Source organism: Actinomadura sediminis, from assembly GCF_042675525.1.
Classification (GTDB): Bacteria; Actinomycetota; Actinomycetes; order Streptosporangiales; family Streptosporangiaceae; genus Spirillospora; species Spirillospora sediminis.
Genome location: NZ_JBHTJA010000052.1, coordinates 1 through 15,597 on the forward strand (window position 1 = coordinate 1; position 15,597 = coordinate 15,597).

Consider the following 15,597-nt stretch of genomic DNA (forward strand, 5'->3'; position numbering starts at 1 on the left):
GCCGCCCGGCCGAGCGCCGCCGGGGCCGCGAACGGCACCGCGGCGAGGCCGTGCCGGTCGCACCAGTCGCGGGCGGCGGCCGCGGCGCCGGTGCCGCGGGCCAGCCAGTCGCCCATCACGGCCGTGACCTCGGCGTCCAGGAACGGCACGAGCAGCCCCGCGTGCCGCCGCGGCGCCCCCTTGGCCATGCGGTGCGCGAACGGCAGCGCGTCCTCCTCGTACCGGGCGACGAGGGACCTGCCCCACTCCCCGTCGAGCCAGGCGGGCGGGTCGTCCCATCCGGCGAGGAGCGGCCGGACGCCGTCCTCCGGCCCGTGCACCGCGATCCGGGCCTGCCTCATGGTGTCGGCCTTCCGGAAGGCGTCCTCGAGGTCGTCCCAGTCCACGTCTTCCGGCACGGGCATGTCGTCGAGGCCGGCGAGGGCCCATTCCTCGCGCTCCCCGTCCGCCCAGGCGACCGTCCGGGTCGCGGGCGGCTCCGGCACCCGCACGATCGGCTTCACCGGCCGTTCCCACGGCAGCCCGGACAGCGGCGCGGGCAGCGCCGCCGGGTCGGCCTCCGGCGTCGTGTCGGGCGGCCTCAGCACCGCCCGGGCCCCCTCCGGCAGGTGCCCGGCGAGTTCGGGGCGGGCCGTCAGATGGATCTTCAGCAGGGCGAGCGCCGCGGCGGTGTCCGTCGCCGCCAGCAGCCGCACCGCCCGCACGGGGAAGCGTTCCATCATCGCCATCAGCGCGGGCCGCACCCGGGGCCGGTCGGCGCGCTCCAGCAGCGCCGCGAAGGCGGCGTCCGTCGGGAGGACCGCGACGGCCTCCAGGAGCACGTCCGTCACCTGGGCGGGCAGGTTCTGGTCGACCGTGGCGAGCAGGATCGGCAGGACGTCCGTGCCGCACGCGTCCAGCAGCGTCCCGAGCAGCCCTCGCGTGATCTCCGCGTAGTGCAGCGGGGACGGGCCGCCGCCGAACCGCTCGGCGCGGTCGGCCGAGTGCAGCGCCAGCCACCGGTCCTCGTAGCCGCCGGTCGGGTCGGCGGCGCTCTCGTCCAGCCAGCGGGCCTCCGTCGGCACGAGGTAGGACACGACGCGCCGCCGCGGCGCGGTCGTCCGGTGGCCGGCCAGGCGCCGGACGGCGTCCGCGTACTCGGCGTCGGAGGCCGCCGCCAGCAGGCGGCGCACGTACCGCAGCGTCTCCTCCCGGATCAGCCCGATGAAGGAGCCCTCGTTCGGGACCGGGGTGCGCGGCCCGTCCCCGGAGGGGATCCGCAGGCGGCTCAGCTCCACCGCGGCGCAGGCCGCGAACCCGATGCCGTGTTCGGCGCGCCAGTGGTCCGCGAGCGCCCGGCACCTCCCGCCGGTCCCGTCGGCGCCCCCGCCGCCGGCCTCGGCGACCGCGACCGCCGCGGCGACGGCCGCCCCCACGGCGTCGGGCTCCCCGTCCAGGTGCCGCCGCGCGGCGTCGCGCAGCCCCGGCTCGACCCTCTCGTCGGACGGCAGCGCGGCGAGGGCGCCGGCCGCGGCCTCCAGGAGGCCCCGACCCTCCCCCGCGCGGCCGCCCCGGGGCGGCGGCACGGGCACGCCGCCCCGCCGCGGATGCAGCAGCCGCAGCCAGCCGGGCGGCATCGTCAGGACGTCCTCGCCGGAAGGCTCGCCGGGGAGTTCGGAGTCGCTCACGATGCATCACCGTAGAGAACCACCCCGACAATAGTGATCAATTCCCCGGTTCGGCGGGCCGCGGCGGCGAGAAACCCGGGGGCGGCGCTGCCTCGACGAGACCGGGGCCGCCGCCGACCCCGCGCAGCGGCACGCCGGCGCCGCCGGGCCCGGCGGGGAACCGCCGGACGCCGGCCAGGGCATCGCGCCCCAATTTCGTCGCCGGCACGGGCATGCCGTCACGGCCCGGGCGGACGGCCCGGCGCGGGTTCCAGGGATCGTGGGGCGTTCTCGCCGGGAAGCTCGCGGTCGTCCACGCCGCACACCGTACGGGCCCGCCCGACATACCCGGTCGGGGCGCCCGGGACGGCGGGACCTCGGACACGCGGGCCGGTTCCTCGGATTGGACCGGGTGCGGGGAGGGCGGCTTGGCCTAGCGTCGTGACCGGACGGAACCGGGAGGTCGAATGCATCCGAAGCTCGCCGCGGACGAGGACGGGCTGGCGCGCCTGCTCGAGGAGGTCCGGCGGCACGCCGCCGGGGCGCTGGGGAGGCTGGGCGAACGCGCGGTGGTCCCGGCGGTGGAAGCGCCGGAGCCGGAGCGGCTGCCCGAGGAGGGCGCGGGGCTCGCGGGGGCGCTCGCGGCGTTCGCCGACCGGTGGGAGCCGGCCCTGTCGGCGAGCGCGGGCCCTCGGTACCTCGGGTTCGTGACCGGCGGGACGACGCCCGCGGCGCTCGCGGGCGACTGGATGACCGGAGTCTGGGACCAGAACCCGGTGTCGTCGCTCGACGGCGCGGGGCAGGAGCTGGAGCGGGAGACGGTCGGATGGCTGCGGGAGCTGTTCGGCCTGTCGGACGGACACCACGGAGCGTTCGTGGGCGGCGCGACCGTGTCGAACACCGTGGGGCTCGCGATCGCGCGGGAGTGGCTCGGGGAACGGGCGGGCGTGTCGCCGGCGGAGGACGGGGCGGGCGCGCTCGGCGACGTGCGGGTGCTGTCGGGGGCCGCGCATTCGAGCGTGCCCAAGGCGCTCGCGGTCCTGGGGCTGGGGCGGCGCGCGCTGACCGGTGTGCCCACGGCGGCGGGGCGGGAGGCCGTGGATCCGGCGGCGCTCGAGAGGGCGCTGCGGGAGGCGGACGGCCCGTGCGTCGTCGTCGCGAACGCGGGCACCGTCAACACCGGCGACTTCGACGATCTGCGGGCGGTCGCCGCGCTGCGGGACCGGTACCCGTTCTGGTTGCACGTCGACGCCGCGTTCGGGGGTTTCGCGGCCCTCTCGCCCGCGCACGCGCACCTGGTGGCAGGGCTCGACGCGGCGGACTCGATCTGCGTCGATCTGCACAAGTGGCTGAACGTCCCGTACGGGAGCGCCCTCCAGTTGACGCGGCGGCCCGACCTGCAGGCGTCCGTGTTCCGGAACGCCGCCGCGTATCTGGGGCCGCTGGGCGACGCGCCCGATCTGGTGCATCTCACGCCGGAGAACTCGCGACGGCTGCGGGCGCTCGCCGCGTGGTTCACGCTGCGCGCCTACGGCCGGGACGGGCACCGGGAGATCGTCGACCGGTGCACCGCGTGCGCGCGGGCGCTGGGCGACGCGGTGGAGGCAGTCCCGGGGCTGCGGCTGCTCGCGCCGGTCCGGCTGAACGTCGTGTGCTTCACCCTCGCCGACCGCCCGGACGCCGAGCGGCTGGCGGCGCTCGCCGACCGGGTCGCCGGGGAGGCGTTCCTCACGCCCACCGTCCACGACGGGGTCCCGGCGTTGCGCGCCGCGTTCAGCAACTGGCGGACCGGCGAGGCGGACGTGCGCAGGGTCGCGGCGGCGCTGCGGGAGGCCGTCCCGCACGTGTGACCGGCCCCGGCCGCGGCCGGCGAGCCCGCCCCGCCGTTCTGCCACTTGTCTGTAATCGCTTCGTAACTCTATGTTATAACCCCTGGTCAAGCGGGGGTCATGGCACGAGAGGCGTGGGCGACATGACGGTGGACGACGGCGGTCATCTCGAGGCGCTCTTCGAGCGCCAGGTATGGACCCGGCCCGACGCGGTGGCGTGCGTGACGGGCGGGCGCAGGCCCCGGGCGGTGACGTACGCCGAGCTGGCCGCCGTCATCGACCGGACGGCGGCGGGGTTGCGCAGGGCCGGGGTCGGGGCGGGCACCCGCGCGTCGGTGATGGTCCCGCCGGGGCTCGAACTGGTCGCGCTCGTGCACGCGCTGCTGCGGATGGGCGCCGTCCCGGTCCTCATCGACCGGGCGCTGCCGCAGGCGGCGCTGCGCGGCTGCCTGGCCGAGGCTGCGCCCGAGGTGTTCATCGGCGTCCCGCTCGCGCAGGTCGGGCGGGTGGCGCTCGGCTGGGCGCGGCGGTGCGTCCGCACGACGATCACCGTGGGGCCGCGGCGGCTGTGGCTGGGCCGCACCGTGCGCGGGCGGCGCGAGGACGCGCCCGCCGGACCGGCGGCCGGGCCGCAGCCCGCCCTCGACGACGTCGCGCTGATCGCCTACACGTCCGGGTCGACGGGCGCGCCGAAGGGCGTCCCGCTCCGGCACGGGCACCTGCTGGCGCAGGTGCGGATGCTGGAGCGGACGCGGCCGCTCGCCCCCGGGACGCGCGTGCTGTCGACGTTCCCGCCGTTCGCCGTCGCCGCCACGGTGCTGGGGGCGTGCGCGGTGATCCCCGCGGCCGACCCGCGGCGCCCGTCCGTGCTGGTGTCGGACGCCCGGCGCTTCGACGTCACGGTGCTGTTCGCGTCGCCCGCGGTGCTGGACCGGATGGCGCGGTACTGCCTGCCGCGCGGCCGCGTCCTCGACCCGGTGCGGACGGTGTACACGGCGGGCGCTCCGCTGTCGCACGCGGTGCTGGAGCACGCCCGCGCCTGCCTGCCGCCCGGCGCCGACCTGTACTCCGCGTACGGGACCACCGAATGCATGCTGGTCAGCGCCATCGAGGGCCGCAACCTCGCGCTCACCGGCGCCGCGACGGCCGACGGCGCGGGCACCTGCGTGGGCGCGCCGCTGCCCGGCCAGCTCGTCCGGATCATCACGGTGACCGACGGGCCGATCCGCAAGTGGACCGACGACCTGCTCGTCCCGCCGGGCGCCGTCGGGGAGATCACCGTCACCGGGCCGACCGTCGCCGACCCCTACCTGGAGCGGCCCGGCGCCACCGCGCGCGCCCGCATCGAGGACGGCGACCGCGCCGTGCACCGCACCGGCGACCTCGGCCGCCTCGACGAGCGCGGCCGGCTGTGGTTCGCGGGCCGCGCCGCCGATCGCGTCCGCACGTCCGGCGGCGTCCTGTGCACCGGCCACGTCGAGCCGATCTTCGACACGGTGCGCGGCGTGCGCCGCACCGCGCTCGTCGGCGTCGGGCGGGCGCCGGGACAGCGGCCCGTGCTCGTCGTGGAGCCCGAACCGGGGACGAGCCGGGCGCAGCGGTCCCGCATCCGCGCGGACGTGCTCGCGCTGGCGGCGCGGCGGCCCGGCACCGCCGAGATCCGCACCGTCCTGTTCCACTACCGGTTCCCCGTCGACGTCCGCCACGACACCAAGATCCGCCGGGGCGAGCTGGCGGCGTGGGCCGAGCACCGCCTCGCCACGACACGCGACGGGTGACCCGGCCGGTGGAGGGCCACGCCGGCGAAGCCCGCGAACCGGGAGGCCGGGGGACGGCCTCCCGCGGCGCGCTCGGCGATCACCTCGCACGCCGGCACCGGCCCGAGTCCGACATTCGGTCGCCGGCGATGTCGGATCGGGAGAGGGCCCGTTCGTCTTGGGGGTGAAGAGCATCTCCCGACGAAAGGAGCGGACCTGTACTGCCCGCTGACCGCCGAGTAGCCGGCCCGCGCGACCGGGGAAGGAGAGGTACGTGAAGTACGTGCTGATGTTCGTCGAGAACGAGGAGTTCGCCCGCGAACTGGAGGCGATGAGCGAGGACGAGCGGCAGGCGGCGTTCGAGGCGGTGGGGCACTGGTTCGCGGAGCACGCGGCCGTGATCACCCACCACGCGCACCTGCGGCCCGCCGAGACCGCCACCACCGTGCGGCTGTCGGGCGAGGACGCGATCGTCACCGACGGGCCGTTCGTGGAGGGCAAGGAGGTCGTGTCCGGGTACGCCGAGATCGAGGTCGCCGATCTGGACGAGGCGATGGCGGTGGCCCGGTCCTGGCCCGCGTGCCCGATCGTCGAGATCCGCCCGATCACCTGATGACGTCCGAACACCCGGACCCGCGGGTGCACGCCGAGCTGGCCCGCACCGTGCGCGAGCACGCGGGCCGGCTCACCGCGTGCCTGGTGCGGGTGCTGGACGACTTCGCCGCCGCCGAGGACGTCGTCCAGGACGCGATCGAGACGGCGCTGCGGCGCTGGCCGGTCGACGGGGTCCCCGACCATCCGGACGCCTGGCTGCTCACCACCGCGCGCCGCCGCGGCATCGACGTCCTGCGCCGCCGGGCCGTCCAGCGCGACAAGCTGGCACGGCTGCGGTGGCCGGTGCCGTCCGAACCCGACGACCGGCTGAAGCTGCTGTTCACCTGCTGCCATCCCGCCCTGCCGCGGGCCGCGCGGATCGCGCTCACCCTGCGGGCCGTGTGCGGGCTCACCACCGCCCAGATCGCCGCCGCGTTCCTGGTCCCCGAATCGACGGTCTCCCAGCGCATCACCCGCGCGAAACGCAAGATCGCCGAGGCCGGCATCCCCTACCGCGTCCCCGCCGACGCCGAGCTTCCCCACCGGCTGGAGGAGGTCCTGTCGGTCGTCTACCTGCTGTTCAACGAGGGCTACCTGACCAGCGCCGGGGAACGCCCGCACGCGCCCGACCTCGCGGGCGACGCCGAATGGCTCGCCGCCCAGCTCGCGTGGCTGATGCCGCGGCAACCCGAGGTCCTCGGCCTGCTCGCGCTCGTCCGCCTGCACCAGGCCCGCGCCGCGGCCCGGTTCGACGCCCGCGGCGGCCTGGTGCCGCTGCGCGACCAGGACCGCGCCCGCTGGGACCACGACGCCATCGCCGAGGCCGTCCGGCTGCTCGAACGCGCCGCGGCGCTCCGCCGTCCCGGCCCCCACCAGCTGCGGGCCGCCATCGTCGCCTGCCACGCCGAAGCGCCGGCCTGGGACGACACCGACTGGCCGCAGATCGTCGTGCTGTACGACATGCTGCTCGCGATGGCGCCCTCCCCGGTGCACCGGCTCCACCGCGCCATCGCCCTGCACCACCACCCCGGCTCCCGCGGCGGCGCGTCCAACGCCCTGGCCGACCTGGAGGCACTCCCCCGGGCCGACCGCGCGACCCTCGAACGCTACCCGCTCTACCACGCCACCAGAGCCGAACTGCTCCGCGCCCTCCGCCGGCCCGAGGAGGCCCGCACCGCCGACCGGCGGGCCCTGGACCTCACCGCCAACCCCGCCCAGCAGGTCCTCCTCGAACAGCGGCTCGCCCACGAGTGAACACGGCGCGGACGGCCACGCTCCTGGACGGCGCCCTGTTCGGCGGCGCCCGTAACCGGGTCCCGCCGGGAGGCCGCGCGACCCGATGCGGGACGATGACGCTCACGCGTACGAGGAGGCCACAGTGGAGATCGGGGACGGGACCCTGGCGGTGGGCGCGGGGCGCCCGCCCGCGGAGAAGTTCGCGCCGACGCTGCCGGGACCGGCGTTCGCCGCGCACTACCACCTGCCGGGCGACCCGTCCGGCCCCTACACCTACGGCCGCGACGGGAACCCGACGTGGACGCTGCTGGAGAACGCCGTCGGGGAGCTGGAGGGCGGCGCCGAGGTGTCGGTGTTCTCGTCCGGGATGGCGGCGATCTCGGCCGTGCTGCTCTCGCAGGTGCGGGCGGGCGACGCGGTGGTGCTGCCGACCGACTGCTACCAGACGACACGGTCCCTGAAGGAGCGGCTGGAGTCCTACGGCGTCGAGGTCCGGATGGGCCCGACGGCCGACGACGCCCAGCTCGAACTGCTCGACGGGGCCCGGCTGATCTGGCTGGAGACCCCGTCGAACCCGAACCTGGACGTGTGCGACATCGCCCGCGTCGTCGAGGCGGCGCACGCGGGCGGCGCCCTCGTCGCCGTCGACAACACCCTCGCCACCCCGCTCGGGCAGCGCCCCCTCGACCTCGGCGCCGACTTCTCCGTCGCCAGCGACACCAAGGCCATGACGGGCCACGGCGACCTGCTGCTCGGCCACGTCGCCACCCGCGACCCCGGGCTCGCCGCGAGCGTCCGGTGGTGGCGCAAGACGGTCGGCGCGATCCCCGGGCCGATGGAGGCGTGGCTGGCGCACCGGTCGCTCGCGACCCTGCAGCTGCGCCTCGACCGGCAGTCGGCGAACGCCCTCGCGCTCGCCGAGGCGCTGCGCGGCCGTCCCGAGGTGTCCGGGCTGCGCTACCCGGGACTCCCGGACGACCCCTCGCACGCCCTCGCGTCCCGGCAGATGAGGCGGTTCGGCTGCATCGTGTCGTTCACGCTCCCCGACGAGGCGTTCGCCGAGCGCTTCCTCGGCGCCCTCGCCCTCGTGACGCAGGCGACGAGCTTCGGCGGCGTGCACAGCTCGGCGGAGCGGCGCGGCCGCTGGGGCGGCGACGCGGTCGAACCGGGGTTCGTCCGCTTCTCGGTGGGCGTCGAGGACACCGCCGACCTCGTCGCCGACGCGCTGCGCGCCCTCGACGCCGCCCGCACCTGACCTGAGCCGCCGGACGAGCCGGGGCGGCCCACGCGATCGTCGTCGCCCGGGCCGCCGCGCACCGGGGAGAGCGGGGCGGGCCCCGGTGCCGGGGCCCGCGTTGCTCGGCTAGTGGGTGAAGTGGTCCAGGAGCCGTTCGGTGAGGGCGCGGACGGCTCCGGCGACGGCGCCGCGGAGCGCGGCGGCGGCCAGCAGGAGTCGTTCGGTCCGGGTCAGTCGGGGTGCGCTGGTCATCGGGTTCCTCCGTCGGTCGAGTCCGGGTCGCCGGCCGGCTGGTCCCAGAGTCCGCCCCCGGGCGGGTCCGTCACCGAGTTGCGATGAGCGGCGGCCGGGTCGGGCCGATCCGCGCAGTACGGGGCGGAAAGGCGGGCGGGGGCGCGATGATGGGGTGCGATGAGCGGCGACGGAAAGGGCCGGCCGGTGCGCCGCCCGCGGGTGATCGAACGTCCCGTGCCGCCGCCCGGTCCGCTGCGCGACCTCAAGAGCCTGGTGTACGAGCTGTACGTGGCGGCCGGGGCGCCCACGCTGGACGAGATCGCCGCCTGGGTCGCCGCCGACGACGAACTCGCCGGGGCCCCGGAACGCGACACGATCCGCCGGATCATCCGGGACGTCGCCGTACCGGCGCAGCAGGCCGATGTGGTGGCGGTCGTCACGGTGCTCGCGCGGGCCGCCCGCTGGGATCCCGGGGACGCCGCCGCCCGGTCCCGCGACCTGTGGATCGCGGCCCGGCTGGACACCGCGCCGGGCGTCCCCCTCGACCAGGTGACCGACCCGTTCGCCCTGGAGGTGCACCGCCCGATCACGGTCGACCCGGACGACGCGTCCGGTGAGCTCCCGCTGTACGTGCGGCGGGCCCACGACGAGCGTCTGGACGCGGTGGTCCGGCGGGCCGCCGGGGGTGCGAGCGCGATGGCGGTGCTGGTCGCGGGCTCGTCGACGGGCAAGACCCGCGCCTGCTGGGAGGCGCTCGCGCCACTGCGGGAGGCGGGGGGCTGGCGGCTGTGGCATCCCTACGACCCGACCCGCCCGAACGCGGCGCTGGACGGGCTGGACCGCGTCGGGCCGCGCACGGTCGTGTGGCTGAACGAGACCCAGGAGTACCTGGGCGGCGAGCAGGTCGCGGCCAAGCTGCGCAGCCTCCTGGCCGATTCCGCCCGTGCCCCGGTGCTGGTGCTGGGCACGTTGTGGCCCGAGCACCACACGGTCTTGACGCGAACCCCGGGATCTCAGGCCCGGCAGGTTCTGGAGGGCACCACGATCGAGGTGCCGGAGTACTTCACCGGTGACGACCTGGCCGCTCTCGCCGAGCACGCCGGCGCGGACCCGCGGCTGGCACAGGCGGCCGAGTCCGCCGCCGACGGTCAGATCACCCAGTACCTCGCCGGCGGCCCCGCGCTGCTGGAGCGGTTCCGCACCGCTCCCCCGGCGGCCAAGGCGCTGATCCGGGCGGCCATGGACGCCCGCCGCATGGGGCACCGCGACGCCCTGCCGCAACCTCTCCTCGCGGAGGCCGCCCTCGCCTACCTGACCGATGCCCAGTGCGACGGCCTGGAGCGGGACTGGCTGGGGCGGGCCCTGGCCTACGCCTCCGACACCGAGCCGTGCAAAGGGGCCCGGGCCCCGCTCACCCCCGTCCGTCCCGACCGTCCCCGCCCGCGCCCACGCTCCGGCCGCCGGGAAGGCGCCGCCGCCGAGCCCGGCGGGCCGGTGATTCGGCTGGCCGACTACCTCGACCAGCACGGCCGCGCCGACCGGGCCGGGCAGATCCCGCCGATCGGCTTGTGGACGGCGGCCGCCGTCCACGCCCACACGGCGGACATGTGGTCCCTCGGCAACGCCGCGCGGGACCGCGGCCTGCTCCGCGACGCGGCCCAGCTGTTCAAGAACGCCGCCGACCACGGCCACACCTATGCGGCCTACTTCCTCGTCGACCTGCTGCACACGCTGCATCCCGAGGATCTCCGCCCCGCGGACTGGGCCGTCGAGCGGGTCGTCCTCGACGACGCCTCCGGAATCGCCGCGCTCCTCCAGCTATTGCGAAAGACGGGGGCGATGGAGCAGGTCTCCGCGCTACTGGACCGCGATCCGGCCGCTCACGTCCGCGTCGACCCCCTTCATTCCGTTTCCCTCCTGTCGCGGGAGCTGCTGGAAGCGGGGGCGCGGGAGCAACTCGCCGTCCTGGCCGCCCGCGCCGCCGCCCACGGCCCCACCGACGAGCCCGCTTCCGTCGCCGGCCTGCTGAAAGATCTCGGGAGGGCCGACGCGGACGAGCATGCCGTCGCGCTCGCCGACCGTGCCGCCTCCGGCTCCCCCACCGACGCCCCCTTCGCCGTGGCCGCCTTGCTGGCCGCCATGCACGAAGCCGGGGCGTCCGCCCAGACCGTCGCCCTGGCCGTCCGAGCCGCCGCACATACCCCGACCGAATTCCCGTACGCCGTGGGTCATCTGGTGACGCGGCTGCGCGCGGTCGGGGCGCACGAGCAGGCCGACGCGCTGGCCGCCCGAGCGGCCGCGCACGTCCCGGCCGACGATCCCCTCGACCGCGCCGCCCGCGCCGATCTCGACGACACGTACGGGACCGCGTCCCTCCTGGGCGGGCTGGCCCGCCTGGGAGCCCGCGAGCCGGCCATGACGCTGGCCTCCCGAGCCGCCGCCCAGACTCCACTCCGCGACCCCCTGGGCGTCGGCTACCTGCTGGAACTGATGCGGACGCTCGGGGCCACCGAACACGTCACCACGCTGCTGAGCCGTGATCCCGCCGCCCGAGTGCGCCTCACCAACTCCTACGGGACCCGCCTTCTGTTCGACGAACTGCGGGAAGCCGGGGCGCACGACCAGATCGACGCGCTCGCCGCGCGATCCGCCGCCGAATGCGAGCTCGACGAAGCCGGATACGTCGCCCACATACTGAGATTCCTGGCGGCGAGGGGGCCGCACGACCTGGTGGCCGCGGTCCTCGACCGCGAACCCGCCGCCCACGTCTCCCTCGACGACCTCGACGGCGTCATCGAACTCGTCGACGCCCTGCGGGAGCTCGACGCACACGACCAGGTCGACGCGCTGACCGCGCGGGTCGCGGCCGGATACGACCTCACCAGCCCCGCGAACGTCGCCCGGCTCCTGACCTTCCTCTCCCGGCTCGGCAAGAACGCGGAGATCGCCGCACTGCTCGACCGCCGTCCGGCCGCGCACGTCCGCATCGACGAGGAGCCGGGACCGGACGCCGACCTGCTGGACGACCCGCCGATCACCGGTCTGCTCGCGGCACTGCGGAAACTCGGCGCTCCCGCCCATGTCGCGGAACTGACCGCCCGATTGCCGGCCGCAGGCATGTTCGACCTGTTCGCGGCCAACGCCGAACACGGCGAGCGGTACCGGTTCGGCAGAGAACCGGACGGGAGCCCGGCGCCTCCATGGTCCTGGGACGACCTCGGCTGAGACGACGGTCCCTTCGGCATAACCCCGAACACGCGTGTTCGAGTAGAACGGTGCGAGCCCCGCCCGTGCCGGGCGCACGGGCGGAGCCGCACGGCGCCGGTTCAGCGCGTCACCGTGCACCGGCCGTCGGCGCAGGACCCGCGCAGCCGCCCCCGCGAGACCGTCTGCACCAGCCCGACGGCCCAGCAGGCCGGGCAGCCCCGCAGCGCGGCGAACGCGACCGGCAGCAGGAGCAGGCTCCACGGCCCCGTCACCGGCAGCAGCGCCACGGCCCCGATCAGCGCGCCGAACCCGATCGCGCCGCGCGTCAGATGCCGCGCCACGGACACGCTCGCGAAGTCACCGTCGCCCATCGAAGGTCCCCTCCAGTTCGCGCCGGACGGTCGCGCGCGCACGGTGCAGCCGCGACTTCATCGCCGGGACGCTCAACCCGAGCGCGTTCGCGACCGCCCGTCCCGAGCGGCCCTGGACGTCCCGCATGATCAGCACCCGCCGCTGGTCGGCGGGCAGCGCGCCGATCGCCGCCGCGACCCGCTCGGCGTCCAGCCGCCGGAGCGCCTCCTCCTCGGCCGACGCGGCGAGCCCGTCCGGGACCTCGCGGCCCTGTGCCGCGCGCCGCACACGCCGCACGCACTCGTGGCGGACGATGCGGAACATCCACGACGCGAGGGCCGCCGAGGCGCGCAACGTCCCGATCTTGCGGTAAAGCACGATGAGCGCCTCCTGCGCGGCGTCCTCCGCGTCCTGCGGGGACGGGCACAGGGTCCGGGCGAACCGCTGGACGTGCGGATGCGATCCCGACACGAGCGCGCTGAGCGACTCGGCGTCGCCGCGCTGCGCGGCGGCGACGAGATCCTCCGCCGGCCAGGTCACGTCAGCCACGCGACCGGCTCCGGCGGCGCAGCAGGGTCAGCGCGCAGACGCAGACGAGTACGCCCGCGCCCACGAGGACGGCGACGACGAGGGTCATGATTGCCTCCGATCTCAGCGCCGGCCGGATTGCCGACGCGCCCATAGGAGGCACGCCGCCCGCAAAAGGATTCATCGCCCGGAGGCCCCTCCGCACGATCCGGAGCCTCGACGGTACCCGGCCGCCCCTCCGCGGCCCCGCCCACGAACGCCCGACCGATCACGTCCGGAGACGGAGCGCAACGCCGCGCCGCCGGCTCCTTTCAGTCGCTCGATGTCGTCGGCCGCTCACTTGGGCCGGGGAGGGCGATGGCGCGGCCCGCCCCGTGCAGGGCCCGGTCGACGTCGCCCGCGGGCGCACCGGCTCCCGCGCCCACACCCGGATCTTCTTGCCGTCCTCGCCCTCCCGCTCGTGCCGGCCGTAGCGCCCCCACGAGGCCGCGACGACGCCCAGATGCGCCCGAGCACCTGCGGGGTGACGATCTCCGGCGGCTCGCCCTCCCGGGCGTCGCCGTCCACCCCGGTCTCGGTGTCGAGCACCTCCGCCGCGTCCTGGATCACCGAGACCACCTCGTGCTTCGCCCCGAGCATCCCGACCAGATACCGCTCGCGCGGCCCCATCGCCCGAGGGGCGAACCCCTCCGCAGGCCCGCCCCACGGCCCGAGCAGGTCACGCCGGACGAAGTCTTCGAGTCGGTCGCGCACTTCGTGCGACGTCGCGCCGCCGAACACCTGCGGGACGTCCAGCGCGGCACCGGGCCGCGCGGGCCCGGACACGCCCGTCGTCAGCGAAAGCTGCTCGTCGCCGGGGTGAGGGAACCCTCGCTGCGCTCGCCCATCGAAGCGCCTCACCTCAGGGTATGCGTGTACTCGATACACAAGCACATCCCTACGACGGCCCGGCGGCAATGGCGGAGTGCTCGGTACAGCGGTACCTGGAAGCGCGTTACTGGGTGGCGGTGGTGATGCACTGGCGTAGCTCTTCGATGGCCTCGGCGGGGCCGTCGATGGTCACGCCTTCGCCGTGACGGTTCCAGGCCCAGCGCAGGAGGGCGGCGGGCGGGCCTTCGATGGTGACGTCGGCCGGGGCGTCGCCGTCCTCGACCGTGAACAGGCCGGGGCCCGTCCGGACCCGCCAGGCCCCGCCGTCGGTGCGCAGCGCGTACGTCCGTCCGGGGGACGCGCCGAGGACGCCGGTGAAGTAGTCGCCCCATTCGGCGACGCCGTAGGCCACGAACACCTTGAGGAGTTCGTCGACGCCGTCGACGGCGAGGTCGGCGGGGACGTCCGCGACGGGACGGCCGGTGGCGAGCTCGGCGTCGATGCGGTGGATCACCGTCTCGTGCGCCATCCGGCGGATCCAGAAGCCGACCGTCCGGTCCGGGGCGTACCAGGTGCCGGCGGGCTCGTCGGGCTTGCGGGACGTGAACTCGGCGAGCAGCCCGGCGTAGCCCCGGTCGAGCAGGTCGAGCGGCGTCTCGTCCGGCGACGTGTCCGGCGGCCACTGCTCGGGCTCGGCCCCCTCCCGCATCGCGAGGGTCTTGTGCAGGTACACGTGGCCCACATGGCGGGTGAGGTCGGCGACCGTCCAGCCGGGGCAGGTGGGCACCGGGGCGGACGGCCCGGACGCCGCGACGGCGCGGAGCCGGGACCGGTCGGCCGCGAGGCACTCGAGGAACCGAACATGATCCATGCCGCCCATCCCAGCAGACGAGCGCCGCCCCCCTCCGAGCAACACGCGGAACGTGCGTCCACTCTCCGGGGGCGTCCGGCGCGGCTCAGCGGGTCCGGTACCGCGCGTAGACCAGTCCGCCGCCGAAGGCGCGCTCCTCGACCAGTTCGAGGTCGAGGCGCACGCCGTCGGGGCGGAAGAGGTCGCCGATGAAGGTGTGCACCTCGGGGTCCTCGGCCCCGGCGCCGAGGTCGCCCTCCGCCGCCTCGGCGTACCCGTCGAGCGAGGTGACCATCGAGTAGATGAGCTTCCCCATACGTGTCCTCCGTTCGCCGGTCCACCAGTGTTCTCGCTGGTATGACTCCGTCCCGCCCCGGAACTCATCACGACCGGCCACGGCCGTCGGCGCCGATCGTTACACTCCCGGTCGAAATGAGCGAGTACCAGTACTACGAGTTCCTGGCCATCGACCGGCCCCTCGACGAAGACGAACGAGACGACATCCGTGCCCTGTCCACACGGGCCGAGATCACCGCGACCAGCTTCGTGAACGAGTACGAGTGGGGCGACTTCGAGGGCGATCCGGACACGCTGATGTCGCTCTACTACGACGCGCATCTGTACTGGGCGAACTGGGGAACGCACAGGCTGATGCTCCGGTTGCCCCAGGATCGGCTCCCCGTCCGCGTCGCCCGCAGGTACGCGGTGGACGAGCATGTGATCGTCCGGACGACCGGCGACCACGTCGTCCTCGACATCCACAGCGAGGAGGAGGACGGCGAATGGGAGGAGGACGAGGTTCCGACGCTGTCGTCCCTCGTCGGCGTCCGGGCCGAGCTGGCCGAAGGCGACCTGCGTCCCCTGTACCTCGCGTGGCTCGCCGCCTACGGGACCTGGGAGCGTGACGAGGACGCGTTCGGCGACGACGCGGAAGACGCGACCGAGCCGCCCGTCCCCGCGGGCCTCGGCTCACCGACCCCCGCGCAGCGGGCGCTCGCCCGGTTCCTCCGCCTGGACGACACGCTCCTGGACGTCGCCGCGCGCGCCGCCGCCCCCGAGCCGTCCGACGCCGCACTCGCCGCCCACATCGAGCGGCTGCCGGCGAGCGAGAAGGACGAACTGCTGCTGAAGCTCGCCCAGGGCCATGCCACCGAGGCCCGCCACGACCTGCTGCAAGGCCTGCCGAGCAAGACGGCGGAACCCCGCACGGTCGGCGAACTCCTCGACACCGCCGCCGAGGCCCGATAGGGCGAAAGAG

Annotated in this window: 13 protein-coding genes; 7 read left to right on the top strand and 6 right to left on the bottom strand. The window is 75.6% G+C overall.

All coding sequences use genetic code 11. The features are described 5' to 3' along the window. Positions 1-1,667 (bottom strand): serine/threonine-protein kinase (locus ACFQ11_RS23085; protein WP_378301969.1); only part of this gene is annotated, 1,667 nt, incomplete at its 3' end. A gap of 446 nt (positions 1,668-2,113) precedes the next feature. On the opposite strand from ACFQ11_RS23085, the gene ACFQ11_RS23090 reads away from it, so the two are divergent. The 5 genes from ACFQ11_RS23090 (at position 2,114) to ACFQ11_RS23110 (ending at position 8,317) form a co-directional block, all read left to right on the top strand. Beyond that, positions 2,114-3,496 (top strand): pyridoxal phosphate-dependent decarboxylase family protein, encoded by a 1,383-nt coding sequence (locus ACFQ11_RS23090; protein WP_378301971.1) that lies wholly within the window; start codon positions 2,114-2,116, stop codon positions 3,494-3,496. Positions 3,497-3,618: 122 nt separating this feature from the next. Continuing rightward, positions 3,619-5,253, top strand: coding sequence for a fatty acid CoA ligase family protein (locus ACFQ11_RS23095; protein ID WP_378301973.1), 1,635 nt, complete (start codon positions 3,619-3,621; stop codon positions 5,251-5,253). A 253-nt stretch (positions 5,254-5,506) separates the two neighbouring features. Then, positions 5,507-5,845 (top strand): YciI family protein, encoded by a 339-nt coding sequence (locus ACFQ11_RS23100; RefSeq protein WP_378301975.1) that lies wholly within the window; start codon positions 5,507-5,509, stop codon positions 5,843-5,845. Further along, positions 5,845-7,080 carry an RNA polymerase sigma factor gene (locus tag ACFQ11_RS23105; protein WP_378301977.1) on the top strand — a complete coding sequence of 412 codons (1,236 nt, stop codon included), beginning with the start codon at positions 5,845-5,847 and terminating at the stop codon, positions 7,078-7,080. The genes ACFQ11_RS23100 and ACFQ11_RS23105 overlap by 1 nt, the downstream gene beginning before the upstream one ends. Before the next feature lie 124 nt (positions 7,081-7,204). After that, the gene (locus ACFQ11_RS23110; protein WP_378301979.1) at positions 7,205-8,317 is read left to right on the top strand and encodes a cystathionine gamma-lyase; all 1,113 of its coding nucleotides are present in this window, start codon (positions 7,205-7,207) and stop codon (positions 8,315-8,317) included. 108 nt (positions 8,318-8,425) lie between these two features. Here ACFQ11_RS23110 and ACFQ11_RS23115 read toward each other — a convergent pair whose 3' ends face one another. Beyond that, on the bottom strand, positions 8,426-8,551 hold the full coding sequence (locus ACFQ11_RS23115; RefSeq protein WP_378301981.1) for a hypothetical protein: 126 nt from the start codon (positions 8,549-8,551) through the stop codon (positions 8,426-8,428). A gap of 159 nt (positions 8,552-8,710) precedes the next feature. Between ACFQ11_RS23115 and ACFQ11_RS23120 the strand changes: the two genes are divergently transcribed. Beyond that, complete coding sequence (locus tag ACFQ11_RS23120; RefSeq protein ID WP_378301983.1) at positions 8,711-11,758, top strand: hypothetical protein; 3,048 nt, start codon at positions 8,711-8,713, stop codon at positions 11,756-11,758. Positions 11,759-11,859: 101 nt separating this feature from the next. Here ACFQ11_RS23120 and ACFQ11_RS23125 read toward each other — a convergent pair whose 3' ends face one another. From ACFQ11_RS23125 to ACFQ11_RS23140, 4 genes are all read right to left on the bottom strand, one after another. Next, on the bottom strand, positions 11,860-12,111 hold the full coding sequence (locus ACFQ11_RS23125; RefSeq protein ID WP_378301985.1) for a hypothetical protein: 252 nt from the start codon (positions 12,109-12,111) through the stop codon (positions 11,860-11,862). Further along, positions 12,098-12,640, bottom strand: a complete 543-nt coding sequence (locus ACFQ11_RS23130) for an RNA polymerase sigma factor (RefSeq protein ID WP_378301987.1) — start codon at positions 12,638-12,640, stop codon at positions 12,098-12,100. The genes ACFQ11_RS23125 and ACFQ11_RS23130 overlap by 14 nt, the downstream gene beginning before the upstream one ends. 973 nt (positions 12,641-13,613) lie before the next feature. Beyond that, entirely contained in the window at positions 13,614-14,360 is a 747-nt protein-coding gene (locus ACFQ11_RS23135; RefSeq protein ID WP_378301989.1) for a maleylpyruvate isomerase family mycothiol-dependent enzyme, read from the bottom strand. A gap of 85 nt (positions 14,361-14,445) precedes the next feature. After that, positions 14,446-14,655, bottom strand: coding sequence for a hypothetical protein (locus ACFQ11_RS23140; RefSeq protein ID WP_378301991.1), 210 nt, complete (start codon positions 14,653-14,655; stop codon positions 14,446-14,448). A 116-nt stretch (positions 14,656-14,771) separates the two neighbouring features. Here ACFQ11_RS23140 and ACFQ11_RS23145 point away from each other — a divergent pair, with 116 nt between their 5' ends. Beyond that, positions 14,772-15,587 carry a hypothetical protein gene (locus ACFQ11_RS23145; protein WP_378301993.1) on the top strand — a complete coding sequence of 272 codons (816 nt, stop codon included), beginning with the start codon at positions 14,772-14,774 and terminating at the stop codon, positions 15,585-15,587. Positions 15,588-15,597 lie beyond the last annotated feature (10 nt).

Bases quoted from the DNA above. Each gene is read 5' to 3' on its own strand.
- ACFQ11_RS23145 (WP_378301993.1), top strand. From the start codon at position 14,772: ATGAGCGAGTACCAGTACTACGAGTTCCTGGCCATCGACCGGCCCCTC.
- ACFQ11_RS23125 (WP_378301985.1), bottom strand. From the start codon at position 12,111: ATGGGCGACGGTGACTTCGCGAGCGTGTCCGTGGCGCGGCATCTGACG.
- ACFQ11_RS23135 (WP_378301989.1), bottom strand. From the start codon at position 14,360: ATGGATCATGTTCGGTTCCTCGAGTGCCTCGCGGCCGACCGGTCCCGG.
- ACFQ11_RS23140 (WP_378301991.1), bottom strand. From the start codon at position 14,655: ATGGGGAAGCTCATCTACTCGATGGTCACCTCGCTCGACGGGTACGCC.
- ACFQ11_RS23095 (WP_378301973.1), top strand. From the start codon at position 3,619: ATGACGGTGGACGACGGCGGTCATCTCGAGGCGCTCTTCGAGCGCCAG.
- ACFQ11_RS23105 (WP_378301977.1), top strand. From the start codon at position 5,845: ATGACGTCCGAACACCCGGACCCGCGGGTGCACGCCGAGCTGGCCCGC.
- ACFQ11_RS23120 (WP_378301983.1), top strand. From the start codon at position 8,711: ATGAGCGGCGACGGAAAGGGCCGGCCGGTGCGCCGCCCGCGGGTGATC.
- ACFQ11_RS23090 (WP_378301971.1), top strand. From the start codon at position 2,114: ATGCATCCGAAGCTCGCCGCGGACGAGGACGGGCTGGCGCGCCTGCTC.
- ACFQ11_RS23115 (WP_378301981.1), bottom strand. From the start codon at position 8,551: ATGACCAGCGCACCCCGACTGACCCGGACCGAACGACTCCTGCTGGCC.